This window comes from Nocardia puris (genome assembly GCF_003315035.1).
GTDB classification, from domain to species: Bacteria; Actinomycetota; Actinomycetes; order Mycobacteriales; family Mycobacteriaceae; genus Nocardia; species Nocardia puris.
On the sequence record NZ_QNRE01000001.1, the window covers coordinates 438269 to 461924 of the forward strand.

At 70.7% G+C, this 23656-nt stretch carries 21 protein-coding genes; 12 read left to right on the forward strand and 9 right to left on the reverse strand.

The window, feature by feature from the left end; all coding sequences use genetic code 11:
* Window positions 1–357 precede the first annotated feature (357 nt).
* Complete coding sequence (locus DFR74_RS02000; RefSeq protein WP_067504294.1) at window positions 358–930, forward strand: hypothetical protein; 573 nt, start codon at window positions 358–360, stop codon at window positions 928–930.
* A 26-nt stretch (window positions 931–956) separates the two neighbouring features.
* Here DFR74_RS02000 and DFR74_RS02005 read toward each other — a convergent pair whose 3' ends face one another.
* Window positions 957–2501 carry an alanine/glycine:cation symporter family protein gene (locus DFR74_RS02005; protein ID WP_067504340.1) on the reverse strand — a complete coding sequence of 515 codons (1545 nt, stop codon included), beginning with the start codon at window positions 2499–2501 and terminating at the stop codon, window positions 957–959.
* A gap of 328 nt (window positions 2502–2829) precedes the next feature.
* On the opposite strand from DFR74_RS02005, the gene DFR74_RS02010 reads away from it, so the two are divergent.
* A complete protein-coding gene (locus tag DFR74_RS02010; protein WP_067504343.1) occupies window positions 2830–3360 on the forward strand; it encodes a GNAT family N-acetyltransferase in 531 nt (176 codons plus the stop codon).
* On the opposite strand, the gene DFR74_RS02015 is transcribed toward DFR74_RS02010, so the two are convergent.
* From DFR74_RS02015 to zapE, 3 genes are all read right to left on the reverse strand, one after another.
* Window positions 3357–4109 carry an alpha/beta fold hydrolase gene (locus tag DFR74_RS02015; RefSeq protein WP_067504297.1) on the reverse strand — a complete coding sequence of 251 codons (753 nt, stop codon included), beginning with the start codon at window positions 4107–4109 and terminating at the stop codon, window positions 3357–3359. The two genes, DFR74_RS02010 and DFR74_RS02015, sit on opposite strands and share 4 nt — an antisense overlap.
* A gap of 26 nt (window positions 4110–4135) precedes the next feature.
* Window positions 4136–4924, reverse strand: coding sequence for a tyrosine-protein phosphatase (locus DFR74_RS02020; RefSeq protein WP_232331644.1), 789 nt, complete (start codon window positions 4922–4924; stop codon window positions 4136–4138).
* A gap of 185 nt (window positions 4925–5109) precedes the next feature.
* Window positions 5110–6129: a cell division protein ZapE gene (gene zapE, locus DFR74_RS02025; RefSeq protein ID WP_067504303.1), complete on the reverse strand. Its 1020-nt coding sequence runs from the start codon at window positions 6127–6129 to the stop codon at window positions 5110–5112.
* 35 nt (window positions 6130–6164) lie between these two features.
* Here zapE and DFR74_RS02030 point away from each other — a divergent pair, with 35 nt between their 5' ends.
* The 4 genes from DFR74_RS02030 to msrB all read left to right on the forward strand — a co-directional run bounded on the left by DFR74_RS02030 (window position 6165) and on the right by msrB (window position 10429).
* Window positions 6165–6926, forward strand: coding sequence for a pyrimidine reductase family protein (locus DFR74_RS02030; protein ID WP_113974914.1), 762 nt, complete (start codon window positions 6165–6167; stop codon window positions 6924–6926).
* Between the two features lie 32 nt (window positions 6927–6958).
* Complete coding sequence (locus DFR74_RS02035; RefSeq protein WP_067504353.1) at window positions 6959–8521, forward strand: alpha/beta hydrolase; 1563 nt, start codon at window positions 6959–6961, stop codon at window positions 8519–8521.
* Window positions 8522–8648: 127 nt separating this feature from the next.
* Window positions 8649–9989 carry a glycosyltransferase family 87 protein gene (locus tag DFR74_RS02040; RefSeq protein ID WP_067504357.1) on the forward strand — a complete coding sequence of 447 codons (1341 nt, stop codon included), beginning with the start codon at window positions 8649–8651 and terminating at the stop codon, window positions 9987–9989.
* A complete protein-coding gene (gene msrB / locus DFR74_RS02045; RefSeq protein ID WP_067504361.1) occupies window positions 9986–10429 on the forward strand; it encodes a peptide-methionine (R)-S-oxide reductase MsrB in 444 nt (147 codons plus the stop codon). Before DFR74_RS02040 ends, msrB begins: the two co-directional genes overlap by 4 nt.
* Window positions 10430–10542: 113 nt before the next feature.
* Here the strand turns inward: msrB and hemQ are convergent, their stop codons facing one another.
* A complete protein-coding gene (gene hemQ, locus DFR74_RS02050; RefSeq protein WP_067504556.1) occupies window positions 10543–11238 on the reverse strand; it encodes a hydrogen peroxide-dependent heme synthase in 696 nt (231 codons plus the stop codon).
* A gap of 77 nt (window positions 11239–11315) precedes the next feature.
* Here hemQ and DFR74_RS02055 point away from each other — a divergent pair, with 77 nt between their 5' ends.
* Window positions 11316–11654 (forward strand): DUF6461 domain-containing protein, encoded by a 339-nt coding sequence (locus DFR74_RS02055; RefSeq protein ID WP_267898894.1) that lies wholly within the window; start codon window positions 11316–11318, stop codon window positions 11652–11654.
* A 211-nt stretch (window positions 11655–11865) separates the two neighbouring features.
* On the opposite strand, the gene DFR74_RS02060 is transcribed toward DFR74_RS02055, so the two are convergent.
* The gene (locus DFR74_RS02060; RefSeq protein ID WP_067504367.1) at window positions 11866–12375 is read right to left on the reverse strand and encodes an HAD domain-containing protein; all 510 of its coding nucleotides are present in this window, start codon (window positions 12373–12375) and stop codon (window positions 11866–11868) included.
* A gap of 43 nt (window positions 12376–12418) precedes the next feature.
* Between DFR74_RS02060 and DFR74_RS02065 the strand changes: the two genes are divergently transcribed.
* A complete protein-coding gene (locus DFR74_RS02065) occupies window positions 12419–12877 on the forward strand; it encodes a nitroreductase/quinone reductase family protein (RefSeq protein ID WP_084537372.1) in 459 nt (152 codons plus the stop codon).
* A 46-nt stretch (window positions 12878–12923) separates the two neighbouring features.
* Here DFR74_RS02065 and DFR74_RS02070 read toward each other — a convergent pair whose 3' ends face one another.
* Both DFR74_RS02070 and hemE read right to left on the reverse strand, forming a co-directional pair.
* A complete protein-coding gene (locus DFR74_RS02070) occupies window positions 12924–14270 on the reverse strand; it encodes a protoporphyrinogen oxidase (RefSeq protein WP_067504373.1) in 1347 nt (448 codons plus the stop codon).
* Window positions 14271–14698: 428 nt separating this feature from the next.
* The gene (hemE, locus tag DFR74_RS02075) at window positions 14699–15754 is read right to left on the reverse strand and encodes a uroporphyrinogen decarboxylase (RefSeq protein WP_113974915.1); all 1056 of its coding nucleotides are present in this window, start codon (window positions 15752–15754) and stop codon (window positions 14699–14701) included.
* 105 nt (window positions 15755–15859) lie between these two features.
* Between hemE and DFR74_RS02080 the strand changes: the two genes are divergently transcribed.
* The 3 genes from DFR74_RS02080 (at window position 15860) to DFR74_RS02090 (ending at window position 18445) form a co-directional block, all read left to right on the forward strand.
* The gene (locus DFR74_RS02080; RefSeq protein ID WP_084537361.1) at window positions 15860–16495 is read left to right on the forward strand and encodes a DUF3000 domain-containing protein; all 636 of its coding nucleotides are present in this window, start codon (window positions 15860–15862) and stop codon (window positions 16493–16495) included.
* A 353-nt stretch (window positions 16496–16848) separates the two neighbouring features.
* Entirely contained in the window at window positions 16849–17154 is a 306-nt protein-coding gene (locus DFR74_RS02085; RefSeq protein ID WP_067504379.1) for a hypothetical protein, read from the forward strand.
* Window positions 17155–17176: 22 nt separating this feature from the next.
* On the forward strand, window positions 17177–18445 hold the full coding sequence (locus tag DFR74_RS02090; protein WP_067504382.1) for a ribonuclease D: 1269 nt from the start codon (window positions 17177–17179) through the stop codon (window positions 18443–18445).
* Between the two features lie 449 nt (window positions 18446–18894).
* On the opposite strand, the gene dxs is transcribed toward DFR74_RS02090, so the two are convergent.
* The gene (dxs, locus tag DFR74_RS02095; protein WP_067504385.1) at window positions 18895–20796 is read right to left on the reverse strand and encodes a 1-deoxy-D-xylulose-5-phosphate synthase; all 1902 of its coding nucleotides are present in this window, start codon (window positions 20794–20796) and stop codon (window positions 18895–18897) included.
* Window positions 20797–21069: 273 nt separating this feature from the next.
* On the opposite strand from dxs, the gene glsA reads away from it, so the two are divergent.
* Window positions 21070–22935 (forward strand): glutaminase A, encoded by a 1866-nt coding sequence (gene glsA / locus DFR74_RS02100; RefSeq protein WP_411719586.1) that lies wholly within the window; start codon window positions 21070–21072, stop codon window positions 22933–22935.
* The last annotated feature ends 721 nt before the right edge of the window (window positions 22936–23656 follow it).

Consider the following 23656-nt stretch of genomic DNA (forward strand, 5'->3'; position numbering starts at 1 on the left):
GACGCGGGGCGATCGGAGCTGCTGCTCGCGGCCGGGTTCGCGCGGTGGATTCGGTGCGGGGCCTGCTTCGTGCGCTCCTGCTGGTGGCCGGGCTGCTGGGTGCGATGGTCGTTCTGGTCGTCACCGGCACCGCCGTGACAAGCGCGGTCGTGCACGAGACCGGGATATTCGGTGTCGCAGCGGTAGTCGCAGCGGTGGGGCTGCTCGGCGCGCCACTGTTGCCGACGCGGTCGGCGGCGGCTACGGCGACCGCGGCGCTGGTGGTGGGCGGTCTGCTGTCGAAGGTGACCGCCGAGGGCGTGCCCGCTCCGGCGTGGCTGAGAATCCCCCTTCGCCGACCTCGCGGAGATCACCGGAATGGAGTCGGCGACCGGGCTGGCCTCGGTGATGTTCCGGCTGCTGGCGGAGGCGAGTGGGCTCTACGACGTGGGGAGGACCGCCGCGCTCGCCGCCGAGGAGACCGAGCGCCGGTGGACTCCGCTGTTCGCGCTGCTACTGTCACGAACGCGCATCCTCGCGATCGAGGTCCAGGTCACCACCGTGGGCGTCGTCGTGGCGGCCGGTGTCGGGTTCGCGATGCGGGTTGGTGTGGTGATCGGCGGGGCGCCGCTGTGTTTCGCGGACGCCCTGGGCGGTGCGCTCGAGGCCGCCCGGTGGCCTGGCCAGCGCTCGGCGCCGCCGTCCTCGCATTCGGCCGGGTGCCCTGCGCCGTGGCTCCCGTCGGTGCGATCCCGGTCGCGAGCGATTGCTCGTCGGCGTGATCGTGCGCGGCAGAACCGCACCCTGCCAGGTGCGCGAACATCTCACCGTTCGCGCACCTGGCGGGCGTACCCGGCCGGGCCCCGCACCGGGTCGGTCTCACCACGCGGACCGGGGTCACGGCCGGACTGGTGGCCGGCGGGGTGCTCGGATTCGCGCGCCGGGACCTGACCCCACCTGCACCGGCTGGTTCGGTCCTAGTTCCGGGAGGGCTCCCGGTCCTTTCTGCTGGAGGGCTCGTAGCTCTCCCAGAACGTCGCGCCGACGATGTTCAACGCCTTCGGATCGAAGACCGGATCGAGCCCGGACTTCTTCTGGCGCTCGTAATCGCGCAGCGCCTTGTAGGCGGGCTGCTGAAGGATGAGGATGCCGATGATGTTGAGCCAGGCCATCAATCCGACCCCGATGTCACCGAGCGTCCACGCTTCCGACGCGGTCGAGACCGCACCGACCACGACCGAGACCAGGATCAACGTCTGCAGCAGGATCGTGGTGTTCGACCCGATCGTGCCCCGGATGAGCGGGACCGGAGCGGGCCCGTACTTGCCGACGAGGAACCGCAGGTTGGTCTCGGCCATGTAGTAGTAGGCGATGATCGTGGTCAGGCAGAAGAACGCCAGCGACACCGCGATGAACGTCGACCCCGCACCGCTCCACAACGTGTCGAAACCGACCTGGACGAACGTCGGCCCGACCACCGCGTCCGAGGGCAGCGCACCACCCTCGGCGATCACCGCTCCCGACGCCGACTCACCCTCGTACACCCGGTACGCGCCGGTGGACAGGATCAGGAACCCGGTCGCCGAACAGATGAACAGGGTGTCGATGTAGACCGCGAACGCCTGCACGAAGCCCTGCTTGACCGGGTGGGAGACCTCGGCGGCCGCCGCCGCGTGCGGCCCGGTGCCCTGCCCTGCCTCGTTGGAGTAGACGCCGCGTTTGACACCCCACATGACTGCCGCACCGATGATCGCGCCGAACGCCGCGTCCGCGCCGAAGGCGCTCGACAGCACGGTGCCGATGATCGAGGGCAGCTCCGACGCGTTCGCCAGGACGATCACCAGTGCGCCCGCGATGTAGAAGACCGCCATGACCGGCACGACGACCGAGGCGAACGCCGCGATCCGCTTCACGCCACCGATGATCACGAAAGCCAGCACGATCACCGTGCCCACCGCCACGGTCCACTCGGACACACCCCACGCGTTGTTCATCGCCGAGGCCATCGAATTCGACTGCACGCTGGGCAACAGCACGCCGCACGCCAGCACGGTGACCGCGGCGAACACGATCCCGTAGACCTTGAACAGTGGGGCGGCCTTCGTGTGCGCCATCGCCCGGCTCAAGTAGTAGGCGGGCCCACCCCGATACTCACCGGTCAACCGATCACGCGTCTTGTAGATCTGCCCCAGCGTGCACTCCACGAACGACGTCGAGGCACCGAGAAACGCCACGGCCCACATCCAGAACATCGCCCCCGGCCCGCCGAACGCGATCGCCGTCGCCACACCGGCGATATTGCCGGTGCCCACCCGTCCCGACAGCGACATCGTCAACGCCTGGAACGACGACACACCCGACGGGGACTTCTCCCCCCGAATCATCAACCGCACCATCTCGGGTACTTGGCGCACCTGGAGGAATCTCGACCGGATCGAGAAATAGACGCCCGCGGCCAAACACAGATAGACCAGGGCGTCGCTCCAGATGTAGCCGTTTATCGTGTCCAGAAACTCGGTCACCGCGCACTCCCTCGAACAGCCGACATCGGCGGTCATACTCGCACGAACGTGTTACCGAGGGATCACATTTGCAATCCTCGGCCACCTCACCGGGCACCCGCCGTCAATTCGGCCCCACCTTGCCGTCAGGGGTGCGCCCATGTCCGCGTGACACCAGCTGTGACTCGCCCGCCGTGACCGGATGCGCCGAACCCACCGCATCGCCGACGTCGCAGGCGCCGATCCCGCGGCGATGTGCCGGTGACCGAACTTGTGGCGCTCGTCTTCCGAACCCGGTCGCGGGGCGCTTTCACCGCCGGTCGTGTGCTCTTATGGACACATGAGCAACTTGCCAGTCATCGTCGACCGGGCGGGGTTGTGGGATGCCGAGGCCCTCAGTGATGTGGCGGCCGCGACGTTTCCGTTGGCCTGCCCGCCGGATGCGACGGCCGACGATATCGAGGTCTTCATCACCGAGGTGCTGTCCGGGGAGCGGTTCGGGGAGTATTTGAGCGATCCGACGCGGACGGTCTTGAAGGCGGTCGCGGGTGGGGAGATCGTGGGGTACGCGATGCTGCAGGAGGGGGAATCGCCCGAGCCCGAGGTGGCGCGGGCGGTGGATCTGCGGCCGGTGCTCGAGGTCAGCAAGATGTATGTACTGCCGGGGCATCACGGGACGGGGGTGTCGACGGCGCTGATGAAGGCCGCGCTGGAGCAGGCGAAGGCTGGGAACTACGCGGGGATGTGGCTCGGGGTGAACCAGGAGAACAAGCGCGCGCAGCGGTTCTACGCCAAGCACGGGTTCGAGACCGTCGGCACGCGCACGTTCACGGTGGGCAACCGGATCCACCACGATTTCGTGATGCGGCTGGTGTTCTAGCGCGCGAAATCGGCCAGGGCGGCGCCGAATTCGGGGTTGGAGACGGCGGTCATGTGATCGCCCGCCACGGTCACGAGGCGTCCGTCGGGCAGGGCGGCGGCCAGGCGGTCGGGTTCGGCGGCCAGCGGGTCGTCCACGCCGGCCAGGACCAGCGTGGGCACGGTGACGTCGTCCAGGGTGCTGATGGGGGCGGCGTCCAGGCCGGTGACCACGGCGTCGATGGCGTCGAGGTCGGCGCGCACGGCGTCGGCCAGCAGGCGGAACGCGCGGGCCGCGGGCGGTGCGTCCGTGCCGTCGCCGGTCATCGCGACGCGCAGTTCGTCGAGCTGGACCACGCGCCGGTCGACGCCGCCGCAGTCGATCACGCCGGATCCGATGCCGCCGACCGCCAGCCGCCCCACCCGCTTGTCCTCGGCGGCCACCAGCAGCGAGATGATCCCGCCCATCGAGTAGCCCACCTGGGTGACGTCGGCGAGGTCGAGTTCGTCGTAGAGGGCGCGCACGTCCTCGGCCATCGCCGACCACGAATACCGTTGCGCGTCATGGGGCTTCTCGGAACGGCCGTGGCCGCGCGCGTCGAGCGAGACGATCCGGCAGCCGGTCTCGCGCAGCGCGTTCACCACGCCCATCGCCATCCAGTTGGCGTTGGTGTCGGCGACGAAACCGTGCTGCAGCACCACGGTGCGGCCATCGCCCTCCCACTCACGGTAATGGAGTGTCAGACCGTCCCATGTCTCGAATGTCGCCATGCCGGGATGGTAGCCGCGCGGGCGGGTCAGGCGAGCATCTTCGCGCGCAGCGCGCTCACTTCCGCATCGGTGAGACCCAGTCCGTCACGCACGTAAGCGTCGAAATCGCCGTAGACGCGCTCCACTTCGTCGAACGCGGCGTCCAGCCACTCCTGACGCACTCCGTTGAGCGAATCCTCCGGCGTCGCACTGCGATACACGTTCGACAGCAGGTAGTCCTCGGTCACCGTCGCGCGGTCCACACCGAGCACGGTGAGCAGCACCGCCGACGCCCAGCCGGTGCGGTCCTTGCCCGCGGTGCAGTGGTAGAGCACGGCGCCGTCGGTGGTGAGGATGTCGCGCAGCACCGAGGCGAAGGCGGCGTTCGCGCCGGGCAGCGTGACGAACGCCCGGTACAGATCGTCCCCGCCGGTGAGGGTGGTGACCAGCACCTGCGGCGGCGCCTGGCCGATCACGTCGTCCCAATTGTCTTGCGCGCCCGCCGGAATACGGTCCGGGGCGATGGCCCGTTCGAAGACGGTGCGCAGATCGTCGACCACCCGCACGTCGCGCGCGGCGAGCACACCGAGGTCGGCGTCGGTCGCCTTGTCCAGCTGGCCCGTGCGGAACACCAGACCCGTGCGCACCCACCGGCCGTCGACGGTGCGGTAGCCGCCGGCGTCGCGCGCGTTCTGCACACCGGTCAGTCCCAGCGACCGGTCGGCGGCGACGGCGGCGGGCGGTGCGGCGGTCGCGACGGTGAGCGCGGGACCGAACGCGACGGTCAGACCGCACAGCGCGACGAGCGGTGCGCGCAGAGCACGGGAACGGAGCACGGGCATCCTTCGGTCGGGGCCGCCTGGGCGGCACGGGTTCGGTCCAAGGGCCTTTCGACTACTGCCTGTCGAGCGGCCCCGTCGACAGGCAGCCGATTCCGCCTGGATTCTGCCGGGCCGCGCCGAATCCGGAGCAACCGGGAGGCAACCACCGCGCGACATGCCGTGGTCCGGCGGGAAACGAATCAGGCGGTGGCGGCCTCGAACCGGGAGAGCGCCAGCAGCCGGGAGATCGCGCGCAGGTACTTCTTGCGGTAGCCGCCGTCGAGCATCTCCTGCGAGAAGATCTCGTCGAGCTTGGCGCCCGACACCGTGACGGGCACGCTCGCGTCGTAGAGGCGGTCGGCCAGCACCACGATGCGCAGCGCGACGGCCTGATCGGTCACCGGGTGCACGCCCGCGATGAACACCGCCGACAAGCCCGCGATCAGCGCGCCGTACTTCGACGGGTGCAGCGTGCTCAGGTGCTTCAGCAGCGTGTCGAAATCGTCCAGCGTGGAACCGGGTGTGGCGGCGGCCTTTTCGGCCAGCGCCTCGGGCGAGGTGGGCTCCGGGGCGGGCGGCAGGTCGCGGTGGCGGTAGTCGGGGCCGTCCACGCGGACCGCCTCGAAGATCGCGCCCAGCTTCTTGATCTCGCGCATGAAGTCCTGCGCGGCGAAACGGCCCTCCCCGAGCTGGCCGGGCAGCGTATTGGAGGTGGCGGCGATCGACACGCCGCGCGCCGACAGTTCGGTCAGCAGCCGCGACACGAGCATCGTGTCGCCCGGATCGTCGAGTTCGAATTCGTCGATGCACAACACGCTGTTGGCGGACAGGCGCTCGACCGCGTTATTGAAGCCGAGCGCACCGACCAGGTTGGTCAATTCGCCGAAGGTGCCGAACGATTTCGGGGCGGGCGCGCTGTGGAAGATGGAGGCCAGCAGGTGGGTCTTGCCGACGCCGAACCCGCCGTCCAGATACAGGCCCGCGCCGCTGACCTGCTTCTTCTTACCGAACAGGCCCTTCTTGGCCGACGCCTTGTGGATCTTGGCGACCTGGCCGGAGAACGCCTCGGCCTTGCTCACCGCGGCGGCCTGGCTGGGCTCGGCGGGATCGGGGATGTAGGACCCGAAACTCACCTCGTCGAACATGGGCGGGGGCACCATCTGGGCGACGAGCTGGTCCGCCGGAACCTCCGGATGGCGATCGACAAGGCGTTCTTGCATGTGCGAAGCCTAATGACGTGGTGTGATCTGATTTCATGCAGCGTATCCCCAATGCGATCCAGCTCACAGACCTGAGCTCCGAGGAGCTGGCCGAGTTGTACGCGTACCCGGCCGAGCCCGACGCGCCCTGGGTGCGAGCGAATTTCGTCACCAGCATCGACGGAGCCGCGACCAGCGAGGACGTCACCGCGGGCCTGGGCACCCCGGCCGACAAGACGGTGTTCATGCTCCTGCGCGATCTGGCCGATGTGGTGCTGGTCGGCGCGGGTACGGTGCGCGCCGAGAACTACGGCGGCGCCCGCACCGACGCCGCCCGGCGCCGCGCGCTGCACGAGCGCGGGTTCGGCGGGCACCCCGACGGCACGCCGCCGCCGATCGCGGTGGTCACGGCGAGCGCGGCGCTGGACCCGGGGTGCCGGTTGTTCACCGACGCCGCCGTGCCGCCGCTGATCCTCACCACCGCCACCGCGCCCGCCGATCGCAAACGCGCACTGGCCGAGGCGGGCGGCGAGGTGATCGAGGCGGGTGGTGTCGCGGTGACGCCGAAGGGGTTGCTGGGGGTGCTGGCCGAGCGCGGTCTCCCGCGCGTGCTGTGCGAGGGCGGGCCGCATCTGTTCGGCGAACTGCTGGAAGCCGACGTGGTCGACGAGTTGTGCGTGACCACCGCGCCGCTGCTCGTCGGGGGCACGGCCCGGCGAATCTCGCTGTCGGCGCACGAGTTCCGCCGCCCGCTGCACCGCGCGCACGTGCTGCTCGACACCGACGGCACGGTACTGACCCGATGGGCCCGTCGATGAAACACGCGCGCGAACCTGGCAGGCTGTAGCGCATGCGTTGGACTCGCGCCGCCGTGCTCACCGCGGCTCTCTCGATCCTGGTCGCCGGCTGCGGCGCGGGCCCCTCCGACCGTCCCGGTGTGGCGGTGGAGCATCCCGCCGTGGGCGGAGGCGGCGAGACCACCGACGCCACACCGCCCCCGCCGCCCCGCGCGACCGCGCCGAAATCCGATCTGAGCTGGCGCGACTGCACCGAGTCGACGCTGCGCCTGCTCGGGCTCGGCCCCGCGCCCGCCGGGCTGGTGCTCGAATGCGCCGAGTACTCCACGCCGATCGACTCGGCGGGCACCGTGCTCGGCAACTTCCGCAACGGCGCCATGCGGGCGAAGCTGGCGCAGACGCCCGCCGACGCGCCGCCGCTGGTGCTCACCTCGGGCTCGGACCGCTCCTCGACCGCCACACTGGCAGGTCTCGCCGTCGGCCCCGCGGGCGTGGGCGTGCTGGCGAACCGCCCCGTCGTGGCGGTGGACCGGCGCGGAATCGGCACGTCGCAGCCGATCGACTGCCTGCCGCCGGAACTGCGCGATCCGCTGGCCGATAACGCCCAGTTCGGGCCGGGCGCGGGCGATCCGGTGCAGGCGATGGCCGCGCTGAGCCGGGACTCCACCATCGCCTGCCGCGACTTCCTGCAGCCCTACGAGAACACTTTCGACGCCTCCCACGCCGCCGACGACATCGAACAGCTGCGCAGGCAGTGGGAGGTCGAGCACATCGACCTGCTGGGCACCGGCAACGGCGCGCACGTGGCGCTGAACTACGTGCGCAAATTCGGCGACCACGTGTCGCGGCTGGTGCTCGACTCCCCCGAGGCGGTCGGCACCGACGCCGTCACCGCCGAGGAGCAGCGCCTGCAGGGCGCGGAGGCGGCGCTCACCGCGTTCGCGCAGCGCTGCGTGGGCGTCGGATGTTCGCTCGGGCCCGATCCGCGCGGCGCGGTGGCCGATCTGGTGCGCCGGGCCGGTGCGGGCGAGCTGGGCGATATCTCGGCCAACGCCCTGCTCACCGCGATCACCGGCTTCCTGGGCAGCCCGCGCTCGGATCAGGCCGATCGTGTCGGCGAACTGGCCGACTCGCTCTCGGCGGCCGGACGGGGCGACCGCGCCGCGCTCGACGCGCTGATCCTGCGCGAATCGGCGGCCACCGCCAGCGACGGCCAGTTCGTGAACCGCTGCACCGACACCCAGCAGCCGCCCACCGCCGCCAAGGCGACCGAGCTGATGCGCGACTGGGGCGAGAAGTTCCCGGTGTTCGGGCGTTCGGCGGCGCTGGCGCTGCTGGACTGCTCGGCGTGGCCGGTGTCAGCGACGGCACCGCTGCCGCAGCGGATCGCGGTCCCGGTGCTGGTGCTGGGCGGGGTCGCCGACCCGGTCGTGGGAGCGGACGGCGCCTCCTCGGTCACGGGTGCGCTGGGTGTCGCGGGCGCGCGGCACGCCACGGCGCGCTGGCAGGGCTGGGGCCATCCGGTGGTCAACCATTCGGGATGCGCCCAGCGGTTGCTGCAGGACTACCTGGCCGAGGCCCGGCTGCCCCAGGACGGCAGCGCCTGCCCGGCCTGATCACTCGAGCCGCTTCCGGTCAGGCGATGATCTCGGCGCGGCCCGGCCGGCCGGTCCGATAGCGGTCGCGCATCGTCGCCTCCGGCACGCCGAGACATATCCCGGCAACCTATTCGCCGCCCGGCCGGTGTACCGTGCCCCAGTGTTACTTCGACAGCTCGAGCCCCGGACTGCTCGCACCACCGCCGAGGTGATCAAGTTCGCACTCTGGCCGCTCGCGGTCATGACGGTGCTGAATCGGGTCTTCATCAAGGCTGTCAACGGGTTCGTCACCGATGACTACAAGCCGGTCTACAACGCGTCGCTGGCCTTCCTCAACCGCCAGCCCGTGTACACCGCCAACTTCGACTCGGTCGATCCGCACTACCTGTACCCACCGGGCGGCACACTGCTGATCGCGCCGATCGCGCTGATCGATCCGGAGAAGTCCCGGTGGCTGTTCATCCTGCTCAACGCGGTCGCCATCCTGCTGGCCTGGTACCTACTGTTGAAGCTGTTCCACTACACGGTGCGCTCGGTCGCCGCACCCGCGCTGCTGCTGGCCATGTTCATGTCCGAGACGGTCATCAACACACTGGTCTTCACCAATGTCAACGGCTGCATCCTGCTGGCGGAACTGATCTTCCTGCACCTGCTGCTACGACGCAGAGACCTCTGGGCGGGGGCGATACTGGGTTTGAGCATCACGGTGAAACCCACGCTGGCGCCGCTGGTGCTGGTGGCGGCGGCGCGCGGACAGTGGAAGGTGTTCATCACCGCGATCGGCGTACCGGTCGCGCTGAACGTCATCGCGTGGCCACTGCATGTGGACGCCGGCGATTTCCTCGCCAGAACCCTGCCGTATCTGCTGGAGACCAGGGACTATTTCAACAGCTCCGTCCCGGGCAACGCCGCCTACTACGGTCTGCCCGATCCGCTGATGTGGGGCATCCGCCTCGGCATGTGCGCTCTGGTCGCGATCTCGCTGTGGTTGCTGTACCGGTACTACCGCGAGGACGAACTGTTCTTCGTCACCACGTCCTCCGGCGTGCTGCTGCTCGCGGAGTTCCTGCTGGCCGGACTGGGCCAGATGTACTACTCGATGCTGTTGTTCCCCTTCCTGATGTCGGTGGTGCTGCGCAATTCGGTGCTGCGGAACTGGCCGGCCTGGCTGGCGATCTTCGGGTTCCTGTCCTACGACAAGTGGTTGTCGGACCGTTGGCAGAGTCTCGGCCGCAACCTCGAGTACCTTCGCATCACATTCGGCTGGGGCCTGCTGATCATCGTCGTGTTCTGCGTGCTGGCCGACCGGTATCTGGCCGCGCGCCGCGAGGGCAGGCTGCCGGTTCTCGATCCGGCGTGGATGCGCGACGCCCCCGATCCGCGCGGGCCGCAACAGCCGCCTGTCACGGTCACCCAGCCCGAATCCGCGCAGGTCAGGAATGGCACGAAGCTCGAAGAGGAGAAACGTATTAGCGTGGAGCAATGAGTTCCGACGCCGACACGTCCCTACCCGCGCCCCGGATCCAGCTCACGCCGCAGCAATGGCGCGCCAAGCTGGATCCGGCCGAGTACGCGGTGCTGCGCGAGGCCGCGACCGAACGTCCCTTCACCGGGGAGTACACCGACACCAAGACCGAAGGCGTGTACAGCTGTCGCGCCTGCGGCGCCGAGTTGTTCCGCAGCACCGAGAAGTTCGACTCGCACTGCGGCTGGCCGTCGTTCTTCGATCCGGCCGACTCCGACGCCGTGATCCTGCGGTCCGACGATTCGCTGGGTATGCACCGTGTCGAGGTGCTGTGCGCGAACTGCCACAGCCACCTCGGCCACGTCTTCGAGGGCGAGGGATATCCCACGCCCACCGACAAGCGTTATTGCATCAACTCCGTCGCACTGCGGCTGCACCCCTCGGACAGCGCAGCCGAGTAGCCGACCGAACGCTGAGCGAAGAGTAAGGGTTGCGCGATACGCAACGCATGCCCCGAAAACCCGGGGCATGCGGGTGTGCGCAGGTCGGGGCGGTGATCAGGCCGCCTCGAGGCTCAGGGCAGCGCGGCGATGAGCTTGTCGATCTCCACCCGTGGACCGGTGAAGAACGGGATCTCCTCGCGCACGTGCAGCCGTGCCTCGGTGGCGCGCAGATCCCGCATCAGATCCACGATGCGGTGCAGTTCGGGCGCCTCGAAGGCCAGGATCCACTCGTAATCGCCCAGCGCGAACGAGCTGACCGTGTTGGCGCGCACGTCGGGGTAGCCGCGGGCGGCCTTGCCGTGGTCGGCCAGCATCTTGCGGCGTTCCTCGTCGGGCAGCAGGTACCACTCGTAGGAGCGCACGAACGGGTAGACGCAGATGTAGTTGCCCGCGTCCTCCCCCGCCAGGAACGCGGGGATGTGGCTCTTGTTGAACTCGGCGGGCCGGTGCAGCGCCACAGTGCTCCACACCGGGGCGCTGGCGCGGCCCAGTTCGGTGGTGCGGCGGAAGTCGGCGTAGGCGGCCTGCAGATCCTCGACGCGCTCGGCGTGGGTCCAGATCATGAAGTCGGCGTCGGCGCGCATTCCCGCGACGTCGTAGATCCCGCGCACCACGACGTCGCGGTCGGCCAGCCCGTCGAAGAACGCGCGGGCCTCCTTCACGGCGGCCGCGCGGTCGTCGCCGAGCACGCCCGGCTGCACCTGGAACACCGAGAACATCAGGTACCGGATCGTGGAATTGAGTGCTTGGTAATCGAGTCGCGCCATGAATCCCATCGTGCCACTGGGGCGCGGTCGGCCGGTCGATCGGGGCTGTTGGCCGGCGGGTCCGCGTCCAGCCGCCGATTGTCGGTGACGCCTGCCACCATGCACGGCACGACTACGCCGAGGGCAGCCTCGTGCTCGCGATCGACGGCACGATTGTCACGGGCTACTCACCCTTGGACTGTCCCCACCGCCGACACGGCGCCGAGCCCGACCGGCTCAACGGGTTCATGCGGGAGCTCGGCATGACGCTGGACATGCGGGACGACGAGGGCGACTGGGACGACAGTGATCGGGACACCGACTACTCCGCTGCCCTGCCGAGAGCTTTCGCCTCGGCCGCGAAGCTCACCGGAGTGCGGTTCGTCCCGGGAATCCTCGATCGTGCGATGCTCGTCGGACCCGTCGCGTACCGGTGATCGTCCAGTAGCCGCAGCCGGAATGCGCTGCCCCGGCGTCCTGTTCGTGCCAAAGGTCGAGGGTGGCGTCGGGAGGTTGAGCGCAGAGATCGGTGAGGCGGTCGCGCAGCGGATGGGCGTCGGCGTGCGCGGCTACGCGGCGCGCAATCGCATGCCAGGTGCCGGGATGCTGCCGGTCGAGTACGCCGCGATACGGCCGGGGTGGCCGCCCTCACCGCGCGCTCGTGCGCAGCCACGTGGTGAGCGCGTCGAAGTCGGCGTCCGTGAGTCCGTAGCGCGGGTCCACGCGGTGGAGCAGGGCGGGGGCGGGGTGGTGGGTGGTCACCCAGGCGCGGTCGGCGTCGGTGATCTCGTCGTCGAGCCAGACGAAGGGTCGGCCCGCGGCGTGGTCGACCAGGGGACGGGTCTTCCGGTGCCGGAGTTCGTCGTCGTCCTGGTCCGGCCAGTCCACGAACGGCAAGCGCGGCAAGCCGATTCGCGGTGCGACCTCGTCGTTGGCCTCGTCCCGCCAGGTCGTCGCCCACACCGGCTCGCAGTCCAAGGCGATCAGCCGGGCGCCGAGGGCCGGATTCAGCCGGGCCAGTAAGGGATTCGCCGAGGCGGGTGGCTCCGGAGGGAAGGACGGGTACCCACCCGGCAGGTCGCGGGTCGTCGCGCCGAACGGGATGAGGGGTCCGTCCACGTCGAGGTAGAGCAGCGGGCGGTGGGTCAGTCGGGGCATCGGTGCACGGTACGCTGGCGGCGACGCGGAGGAGGGGATGGTGATGGGGCTGTCGACGTGGGAGGTGGCGTTCAATCGCCGGGTTATGCATCCGCTGATGAGTGCGGCGCTGCGGGCGGGGGTGGCGCCGCCGACGTTCGCGCTGGTGGAGACCGTCGGCAGGCGGACGGGGCAGCGGCGGCAGGTTCCGGTGGCGAATGGGTTGCGAGGCAACACGTTCTGGCTGATCGCCGGGCGGGCGGACAACGCCTATGTGCACAACATCCGCGCGAACCCGCGAGTCCGGATCAAGGCGCGGCCCAGCCGCGTCCGCGACGGCGCGCGGGCGCGCTGGCGGACGGGGACCGCGCACCTGCTGCCCGACGACGACGCGCGCGCCCGGCACGCGGAACTCGGTCGGGGACGCCCGCTCTACCGGTTGGACGGCCTCGCCCTGCGACGACTCGCCACGGACGGGCGCATGCTCACCATCCGCATCGACCTCGACGACCGAGTTCGGTAGAGGTGGCCCGTCCGTCACGGTAACTTGTTGTGCCCGGTGGTTCGGCTCAGGCCAAGGCGGCGGCCACGCGCTCCGCGGCGGCGTCTCCGGAGGCGACGCAGGCGGGGACGCCGACGCCGTGGAGGTAGGCGCCGGCCAGCGCGAGGCCGTCGAGATCGGCTGTGGCGGTTTCGAGTTCGGCGATGCGGTCGAGGTGGCCTGGGGCGTACTGGGCCAGGGCGCCTGGCCAGCGTCGGACTGTGGCGGCCAGCGGGGTGAGAGCGATGCCGGTGACCGTCGACAGGTCCTCGGTGGCGGCCGTGACGAGCTCGTCGTCGGACCAGGACAGTGGCTTGTCGTCGCCGAATTTGCCGAAGGAGGCGCGCACGAGGGCGGTGTCGCGGTCGGCCAGGTGCGGCCACTTGCGGCTGGAGAGGGTGAATGCCTTGGCGCGCAACGGCTCTCCGGTGGCGACGAGGATGCCGGAGTGCTGCGGCAGCGGGGTGTCGTGCGGCAGGGACAGGGCGACCACCACGGAGGAGGACAGTTCGATGCCCGCCGCGGCGGTGGCGGCGGCGGGAGCCAGGTGGCGCAGCAGCCGTGCCGTGGCGGGGGCGGGCGTCGCGAGCACCACGCCGTCGACGGCGCCGATCGGGTCCACCACCCACCCGCGCGTCGACTTGGCCAGCCGCGTGACGGCCGTGCCGGTGACCACGCGCGCCTTCGACGCGTCCAGCAGGGCGTCGAGCAGTACGCGGTACCCGTCGCGCAGGCCGCCGAACACCGGGGCGTCCGACGGCGGCGGCAGGGCGGCCGCGACGGCGGCGGTGAGGCAGGTCGCGCCCGCGTCGAGGGCGGCGGCCAAGGTGGGCAGGGCGGCGCGCACACCGATGGAGCGAGAACTGCCCGCGTACACGCCGCCGAGCAGCGGGTCGACGCTGCGCTCCACGACCTGCGTGCCGAAACGGTCGGCCACCAGGCTGTGCACGTCGAGGTCGGCGTCGCGGTACCAGGCCAGCGGGCGGGTCGATTCGGTGGCGATCCGCTCCAGGGTGTCGCTGTCGACGAGGCCGCGCAGGGATTCGGCGTCGGAGGGGATGCCCATCAGCGTACGCGGCGGCAGCGGATGCGCCGACCCGTCCGCCCAGATCAGGGGCCGCAGCCCCGCGGGGGTGACGAGTTGATCCTCGATGCCGAGTTCCCGCAGCAGTGCGGGCACCTCGGGCCTGCGTCCGACGAACGCCTCGGCCCCGAGATCCATTGTCTCCCCGCCGACTTCACCGGTGTGCAGGATGCCACCCGCGCGCTCCCCCCGCTCGAGCACCACCAGATCCGCATCGGCCCCGAGCCGCGACCGCAACCGGTACGCCGCGACCAGCCCACTGATCCCGCCCCCGACAATCGCGATCCTCATGCCCCGACCGTAGCCCGCCCGTTGCGCACGGCGACCGCCCGACCCACCGGATGTTCGCTGGATCACGCCGAGCCTTCGCAGTGCGCCCCGGTGCCGTCCCCACGCAGCGCGTGCAGATCACCGGCGCGTGAGTCGGACCACGAGCGCGGCGCGGCCGACGAGCACGAACGCAGCGCACGGCAATCCGGATACTCGCCGTTCGGCCATGCCTACCGGACGCGAGCCCGAGAGAAGCCGCTGCGAGGACACACCCCGATCCGCAGCGCGTTCGGGTGCCGAGCCGCCTGCCGCCCGGATCCCGACGCCTCGGCCTGACCTCGTCAGCCCCGACGCAGCCTGGATCCAACCGCCCCGATCCCGACCGTCGCGCCCGATCTGGCAGTCCGACGGCACCCTGGGCCCCGACTCCCGCCCGAGCCCCCTTCCACTCAGAGTTCGTGGACGAGTTCCACCAGCGCGGTCAGCACACCCGGATCGGTATCGGGCAGCACCCCGTGCCCGAGGTTGAAGATGTGCCCGCTCGCACCGAGCACGATCGCCTCATCGGCCTCGGCGGCGATGCGCCGCGCTTCGGCCTCGACCGCCGCGGACCCGGCGAAGAGCACGGCGGGATCGAGGTTGCCCTGCAACGCTTTTCCGGGTCCCACGCGGCGCACGGCGTCGGTGAGCGGCACGCGCCAGTCGACGCCGACCACGTCGGCGCCCGCCTCCCCCATCGCGCCCAGCAACTCGCCGGTGCCGACGCCGAAGTGGATGCGCGGCACACCCGCGTCGGCGACCTCGGCGAAGACCCGCTCGGAGTGCGGCAGCACGAACCGGCGGTAGTCGGCCAGCGAGAGCGCGCCGGCCCAGGAGTCGAACAGCTGGACCGCGTCCACGCCCGCCGCGAGCTGGGACTGGAGGAACACGATCGTGATGTCGGTGAGCACGCCGAGCAACTCGTGCCAGGTGGCGGGGTCGGCGTACATCATCGCCTTGGTGCGCTCGTGGTTCTTGCTGGGCCCGCCCTCCACCAGGTAGGACGCGAGCGTGAAGGGCGCGCCGGCGAACCCGATCAGCGGGGTCTGCCCGAGCGCGTCGGTGAGCAGCCGCACGCCCTCGGTGACCGCGCCGACCTCTTCGGGGCGCAGGCGCGGGAGCTTGCGCACATCGTCGAGTGTGCGCACCGGCGACGCCACGACGGGACCCACACCGGGCACGATGTCGAGGTCCACACCGGCCGCCTTGAGCGGAACGACGATGTCGGAGAACAGGATCGCCGCGTCCACGCCGTGCCTGCGGATCGGCTGCATGGTGATCTCGCACACCAGCTCCGGATCGAAGCAGGACTCCAGCATGCCGATGCCCGCGCGCAGTTCCCGGTACTCGGGCAGCGAGCGGCCGGCCTGGCGCATGAACCACACGGGACGCCTGCTCGGGGTCGCGCCGGTGGCGGCGGCCAGGAACGGGGCGTCGGTCAACCGGCGGCGGGTGTAGGTGCTCATCACCGCTATCGTAGGCGGGCCCGCGACCGCTCCGGCACGGGCGGCGGGCATCTCCGGCGGCGCGCCTCCGCCCGCCGGGAGCGCCCAGGGTCTACCGTCGCATTTGTGACACCGCTCGACTTCCGCGACGGCGCCGCACCGACCGAAGGACCCCCGGGCGAGCCACCTCGCTTCCGCGCCGCGGTCGAGGCGATGGGCACCGCGACAGTGCATCCCCGGATCGAGCTCGCGCCCATCCGGCCCCCACAGCGCCTCGCCCCGTACTCCTACGCCATCGGCGCGGAAGTCAAACATCCCGAAACCCCTGTGGTGCCGGTCGATTCCGAGGGCGACGCGTTCGGGCGGTTGATCCTGCTGCACGATCCCGACGGCGACGACGCGTGGCACGGCGTGTTCCGGCTGGTCGCCTACGTGCAGGCCGATATCGATGCCTCGCTGGCCAACGACCCACTGCTGCCCGAGGTGGCGTGGAGCTGGCTGGTGGATTCGCTGGAGTCGCGCGCCGAGCCGTACACGGCGCTCGGCGGCACCGTCACCGCGACGAGTTCGGTCCGCTACGGCGATATCGCGGGCCCGCCGCGCGCCCACCAGCTCGAGCTGCGCGCCTCCTGGACCGCGCTCACCACCGAGATGCGCCCGCACGTGGAGGCGTTCTGCGAGGTGCTCGCCTATTCGGCGGGGCTGCCCCCGGCCGGGGTGACACATCTGCGCCCAGACCCCTACACAAGCAACGACGCGTAACCCTCCGGTGTCACCCGCTCACCCGAGACTCGCTCCGCGTAGCGATGCCCGATGACGTCTCCGCTGGTTACTTCGGCCGCTCCTGTCACACCGATCTCCGGGAGCCACCATGCCGACCCAGCCGACCGCGCCGACACGCGGCCGACCGGTGCCGTTCTTCCTCGCCGCGTTCCCCCTCACCTGGGCCGCCTGGATACCGGCGGCGCTTCTGGCCCGTGACGCGCAGTCGTCCGGCGCGGCTACGCGCTGCCCGGGCTCCAGCGCGTGCTCGCGCCGTGGGCGGCGAACCTGGTGCTCGGGCTCGCCTGGTCGGTGTGGCATCTGCCGCTGTAGTGGAATCCGGAAGTCGCCCGATGCGATTCGAACTTCGCGCTGTATATCGTGTCGACGACGGCCTGTCCGTCGTCCTGGGGTGGCTCTACAACGCCGCCGGCGCGAACACGATGGTCGCCGTGGTCGCGCACACGGTGTCGAACGTCTGCTACGGGTTTGTCGCCGCCGCCATCGAACCTCGGCTGCAATGGGTCGATACGGTGGTGATGGCGTGCGCGGGGCTGGCGATCTTGGTGCTCACCCGGGGACGTATCGGAGTCGCGCCGGGCGTTCCCGGGAGCCTTTCCGCGCACCCGGAGTCGCATACCAGCAACGTACGTACCTGACCACAACGTAAAGTTCAGGTCTATGCCGGAAGCAGACCAGCCCGACGAGGGGCGCAGCGCGGGAGAGAACCCAGCGGAACCACTGCTCGCGCCCGCCGACGGGGTGCCACCGGTGCTCGACACCGCCGAGCAGGTCGCGGCCGCCGCCCGCGCCCTCGCCGCGGGGCACGGCCCGCTCGCCGTCGACGCCGAGCGCGCGTCCGGTTTCCGCTACTCGGCGCGCGCCTACCTGATCCAGCTGCGCCGCGCGGGCGCGGGCACCTTCCTGATCGACCCGATCCCGGTGACCGACGCGCTCACCCCGCTGGCCGAGGCGATCAACGAACTCGAGTGGGTGCTGCATTCGGCCGACCAGGACCTGCCGGGGCTGGCGGAGCTGGGCTTGCGCCCGGCGCGGCTGTTCGACACCGAGCTGGGCGGTCGGTTGGCCGGCTACGAGCGCGTCGGGCTCGCCGCGATGGTGGAGCGACTACTCGGCCGGGCGCTGCGCAAGGGGCACGGCGCGGCGGATTGGTCCACCCGGCCGCTGCCCGCTGACTGGCTCAACTACGCCGCGCTGGACGTGGAACTGCTGCTGGAACTGCGCGACTCGGTCGCCGCCGATCTGGACGAGCAGGGCAAAAACGACTGGGCCGCACAGGAATTCGAGCACGTGCGGACCAACGAGCCGCCCGCGCCGAAGGCGGACCGCTGGCGGCGCACCTCCGGCATCCACACGCTGCGCAAGACCAGACAGCTGGCGGTGGTGCGCGAGCTGTGGACCACCCGCGACGCGCTGGCCCGCTCCCGCGATGTGGCGCCCGCCCGGATCCTGCCCGACAGCGCGATCGTCGCCGCCGCCTCCGCCGACCCGCGCACCATCGCGCAACTGCGCGCCCTCCCGGTGTTCGGCGGGCCGCGCCAGCGCCGCTACTCCCGGGAATGGCTGGGCGCCGTGGACCGCGCCCGCACCCTGCCCGACAGCGAACTCCCGCCGCTCACACAGCCTTTCGACGGGCCGCCGCCGGTGAACCGCTGGGAGCGCCGCGATCCGGCCGCCGCCGCCCGCCTCACCCGCGCCCGCACCGCCATGGGCGAATTGTCCACGCGCCACAGCATTCCCGTGGAGAACCTGCTCTCCCCCGACCTCGTGCGCCGCCTGTGCTGGGACGGCCTGCCCGATTACCAGCGCGCCGACGCGGCCGAATTGTCCTCGGCGATAGAGGATTTCCTGAAGTCGGGCGGCGCGCGGCCGTGGCAGCGCGAACTCGCCGTCCCCGTGCTCGCGGCGGCGCTGACCGCCGAGAAGTAGGCGCCGCCGCGTCGCCCCTTCGCAGGAGGGCCCGCGCCGCGCCAGCGTGAAAGCTTCTTCGCGGGAAGAGATTTCGGGGAGCTGGCGCAGCCACCAGGTGGCGCCGGCCCGTTCGTAGGCGGCACGTTCGCCGTCGCGTTCCGGCGGCACAGCGAGGGTGACCTCGAAACCGTCGAGGGTGCCGCGCTGCTCGGCGATGGCGCGCGGGTCGGCCAGTTCCCCGAACGGGGGCAGATACACCCCTTGCCGCAGCACCATGCGGGCCTGACTCGTGAGCGGTCGGATGCGGTGCGCGCCTTCGCGCCGGGTTGTGCGACGGTCACCTCGGGCGGCCGGAGCCACACCAGGTAGACGGTGTCGCCCCGGCGCACCACCCGCAGACACCCCAGCCGCCGATGCTTCCCTACGGCCAGCACCGCACCTCGGTCGAACGGGTGGGAACCCCCGGATCAGCGGGCGTCGAGCCAGCCGCGGATGCGGCGCGCGACATCGGCCGGGGTGAGCCCCAGCTCCTCGTGCACCTCGCCGCGCGAGGCGTGGTCCAGGAACGCCTGCGGAACACCGAGATCGCGGGTCGGCACGTCGAGTCCGGCGGCGCGCAGCCGCGCCGAGACGGTGGAGCCGATGCCGCCGTGCAGGCCGCCGTCCTCCAGCGTCACCACCAGGCGGTAGTTCTCGGCCAGCTTCACGATGGTGTCGGAGACCGGCAGCACCCAGCGCGGGTCGAGGACGGCGACCTTCACGCCCTCGGGCTCGAGCAGTTCGGCGACGCGCAGTGCGCACGAGGCGAACGAGCCCACGGCCACCACCAGCACGTCGCCGCGCTGGGCCTGCGCCGAACCGCCGTCGCCCTCCGGCAGCCGCAGCACGTCCACGCCGTCCAGGCGCTCCACGGCGGCGATGTCGTCGCCGACGCTGCCCTTCGGGAACCGCACGGCGGTGGGGCCGTCGCTGATGGCCAGCGCCTCGGCGAGCTCCTCGCGCAGCGTGGCCGCGTCACGCGGGGCCGCCACCCGGATGCCGGGGATGATGCCCAGCACCGACAGATCCCACATGCCGTTGTGGCTGGCGCCGTCGGTGCCCGTGATGCCCGCGCGGTCCAGCACCACCGTGACCGGCTGCTTCAGCAGCGCGACGTCCATGAGCAGCTGGTCGAACGCGCGGTTGAGGAAGGTCGAGTAGATGGCGACCACCGGGTGCAGCCCGCCGAGCGCCAGGCCGGCCGCCGACGCCATCGCGTGCTGTTCGGCGATGCCGACGTCGAACATGCGGTCCGGGAACCGCTCGCCGAACGCGGCCAGCCCGGTGGGACCCGGCATGGCGGCGGTGATGGCGACGATGTCGTCGCGGCGCTCGGCGTGCGCGATGAGTTCCTGGGAGAACACCGACGTCCAGCCGACCGCCTTGGGACCGCCGACGGGTTCGCCGGTGAGCGGGTCGATCGGGTCGCAGGCGTGCATCTGGTCCGCGACGTGGTTCTCGGCGGGCGCGTACCCGCGGCCCTTCTGCGTCACCGCGTGCACCACGACCGGGCCGCCGAAGTCCTTGGCCCGCCGCAGCGCCGATTCCATCGCGGCGGCGTCGTGCCCGTCGACCGGGCCCACGTACTTGAGCCCGAGATCGCCGAACAGCTCCTGCGGGCTCACCGCGTCCTTGATGCCCGCCTTGACCGCGTGCACCATCGAATACGCCGACTCCCCGACCCGGGGAATGCTCTTGAGCAGGCGTTTGCCCGCGTCCAGCGCGTGTTCGTAGACGGGCTGGGTGCGCAGCGCGGTGAGCCGCTCGGCGAGCCCGCCGATGGTGGGCGCGTAGGAGCGGCCGTTGTCGTTGACCACGATCACCACGGAGCGGTCGGGGGCGCCCGCGATATTGTTCAGCGCCTCCCAGCACATGCCGCCGGTGAGCGCGCCGTCGCCGACCACCGCGACCACGTGCCGGTCCCGCTGACCGGTGAGCGCGAACGCCTTGGCCAGGCCGTCGGCGTAGGACAGCGCGGCCGAGGCGTGCGAGGACTCGACCCAGTCGTGGACGCTCTCGGCGCGGCTCGGGTAGCCGGACAGTCCGCCGCGCTTGCGCAGGCCGTCGAACTGGTCCTTGCGACCGGTGAGGATCTTGTGCACGTAGGCCTGGTGGCCGGTGTCGAAGATGAGCGGGTCGGCCGGCGAGTCGAACACCCGGTGCAGCGCGATGGTCAGCTCCACCACACCGAGGTTGGGGCCGAGGTGACCGCCCGTCGCGGCGACCTTCGTCACCAGGAACTCACGGATCTCCTCCGCCAGCTCCCGCACCTCGGCCACGGTCAGCCGGCGCAGGTCTTCGGGCGTGTCGACCCGGGAAAGGACTCCCACCTGAACTCGCTCCCTCCGGATAGCGCTTCTGATCCGGTCAGTCTACGGAGGTGCGACGGATGCCCTTGCCCGACAACCGCCCGCACCCGACACCTCCGCCACGGGCTGTGAGACCGGACATACGCGGACACCTTCCGGTGTCCGGCTGTTATCCCAACCGTACCCGCCCGGTCAGGGCACTGCCGACGAAGGACGGCATCGCACCCGTCACGTTGACGGAACGGGGTTGCGGCGTTCCAGCCGCGGTGCGCGCCCGCCCTTTACAGTTGTCCTGTGGCCGCCCCCATCGCCGAGGTTCCGCGCGCGGTCGATCCCGGTGTGGTCGCCGGGATCGTCGAGGACGTGTACGCCCTGTGCCGGGCCGACACCTCCGGCGCGCCCGCCGACTACATCCCGGAACTGGCCGCGGTGCCCCCGGATTCGTTCGGATTGTGCCTGGCCACCGCCGACGGCCGGGTCTACGGCACCGGTGATGTGGACCTGCCGTTCACCATCCAGTCCATCTCCAAACCGTTCACCTACGCGCTGGCCCTGGCCGATCGCGGGCTCGCGGCGGTGGCGGAACGCATCGATGTGGAGCCCTCCGGGGAGCCCTTCAACGAGATCAGCCTCGACCCCGTCACCGAGCGCCCGCGCAATCCGATGATCAACGCGGGCGCGATCACCGCCGCCTCCCTGGTGGACGGCCGCGACGCCGCCGACAAGTTCGAGCGGGTGCGGCGCACGTATTCGCGGTTCGCGGGCCGCGAGCTGACGCTGAACGAAGCGGTGTACGCCTCCGAGGCGCGCACCGGCTATCGCAACCGCGCGATCGGCTACATGCTGCGCTCCTTCGGCATCCTCGACGCCGACCCCGACGACGCGGTGGACCGTTACTTCCGGCAGTGCTCGGTCGACATCACCTGCCGCGATCTGGCGATCATGGCGGCGACGCTGGCCAACAACGGCGTCAACCCGCTCACCAAGGAGCGCGCGCTGTCCACGGCGCTCACCGAACAGGTGCTGAGCGTGATGACCACGTGCGGCATGTACAACGCGGCGGGCGACTGGGTGTCCACCGTCGGGCTGCCCGCCAAGAGCGGGGTGGGCGGCGGCATCCTCGCGGTGCTGCCGGGCCAGATCGGCATCGCCGTGTACTCCCCGCGCCTGGACGAGCACGGCAACAGCGTGCGCGGCGTGGCCGCCTGCCGCGAGCTCTCGCGACGGCTGGAACTGCACTTCCTGCACGTCACGCGGGCGGCGCGCGCCGCCATTCGCGCGGACTACACGGTGGCGGAGGTGCCGTCGCGGCGGCGGCGCAGCCCCGAGGAGATCGCCGTGCTGGACGCGCACGGGTCGCGCGCGCGGGTGTACGAACTGCACGGCGACCTGCTGTTCGCCGGTGCGGAACGGGCCGTGCGGGTGATCGAACCGCAGGCCGGGGAGTTGGACGCGCTGGTGATCGATCTGCGCCGAGTCGGCGACGTGAGCGCGATCGCGGTGACGATGCTCGACGGGTTGCAGCGCGAACTCGCGGCGGCCGGATGCCGGGTGGCGCTGGTCGATCCCGACGCCAAGCTCGGGCACCTGGTGTCGAGCCTGGACCCGCGTGACCCGCGCGGGCGGGTGTTCGTGGACCGCGACACCGCGACGGAGTGGTGCGAGGACATCGTGCTGGAGCGGCACTGTCCGGCCGGCCAGCAGGCGTGCGTGTCCATCACCGTCGCCGAACATCCCCTGCTGGCCGCGTTGAGCGCCGACGACCGCGCCCGTCTCGCGGCCGATTTCGAGACCCGCACCATCGCACGCGGCGAAGTGATCGCGCGGCGGGGCAGCGAACGATCCGGGCTGTACCTGATCCTCGAGGGGCGCGTGCGGATCACCTTCGAGGGCGGCGACGGCCGCACCCACCGCCTGGTGACGCTGTCGGCGGGGATGTCCTTCGGCGAGATCCCCATGCTGGTCGGCGGGCCCTTCGTCAACGAGGTCCGCGCCGATTCCCGCGTCCGCGTCGCCGTCCTCCCGCCACCGCGCTTCGACGCCCTCACCGAGAAGGCTCCCCACCTCAAGCTCGCGCTGCTGGAACGCCTCGCCGCCGGTGCCTACGCGCAGATGGACGCGGCGGTACGCGCCATCGCCGTGCGGGGCGGGGACTACTAGAAACTAATTCTGCTGGCGGACAAGGGATTACCCCGATGAGTGTCCGCACGGTCAATCGGCGAGCATCCGCTCGACCACTCGGAAAGCAGCCCCAGCAGGTCCGGATCGCGAAGCCCGGGGTGAAGGTCGTGAGCACACTCGCGCCCGTACGCGTCATCGCGCGCTCGATTTTCTTCACTTCGTAACCGTCGCCGGCCGGCGCTGCATTCCGACCGCGCCGCCCAGCAACACTCCGTAGAGCGAGTCTCATGTCTCCCGGAGACGTGACCCACTGGTCTGCGCACCAGTGTCACGAACAGCGTTGCCCACGCAGTCCGGGGAGCGGCTGCGCCGGTCGCATTCGGAACGGACATCACGAGAGATGCTCAGTGTCATCCGCCGCCATGAGCGCCGAGTGCGCGAAATACCTCTTGTACTGCACGAAGGCCGAGCCGCGACCCGTCTTCTTGTGCACGATCGGCGTATCTCCGGGCCGAGTCAGCGTTTCCGATGCACGTTTCTCCGACAACAAAAACACCTGGAATTGCTCACCACCCTTCCAGCCGTGGCGCAGTCCTCATCGCCACTGCACCGAGTGGGTACGACCACCTCTTCAACAGCCGGAAAATACGGCTCGATCTTCTTGTCGCAGTAGAATCCTATATAGCGGACGGGCGCGAAGGACCGCTCACTCGGACACACGTATGCCGCGACTCGCTCGTACATTGCGATAGCTTCATCT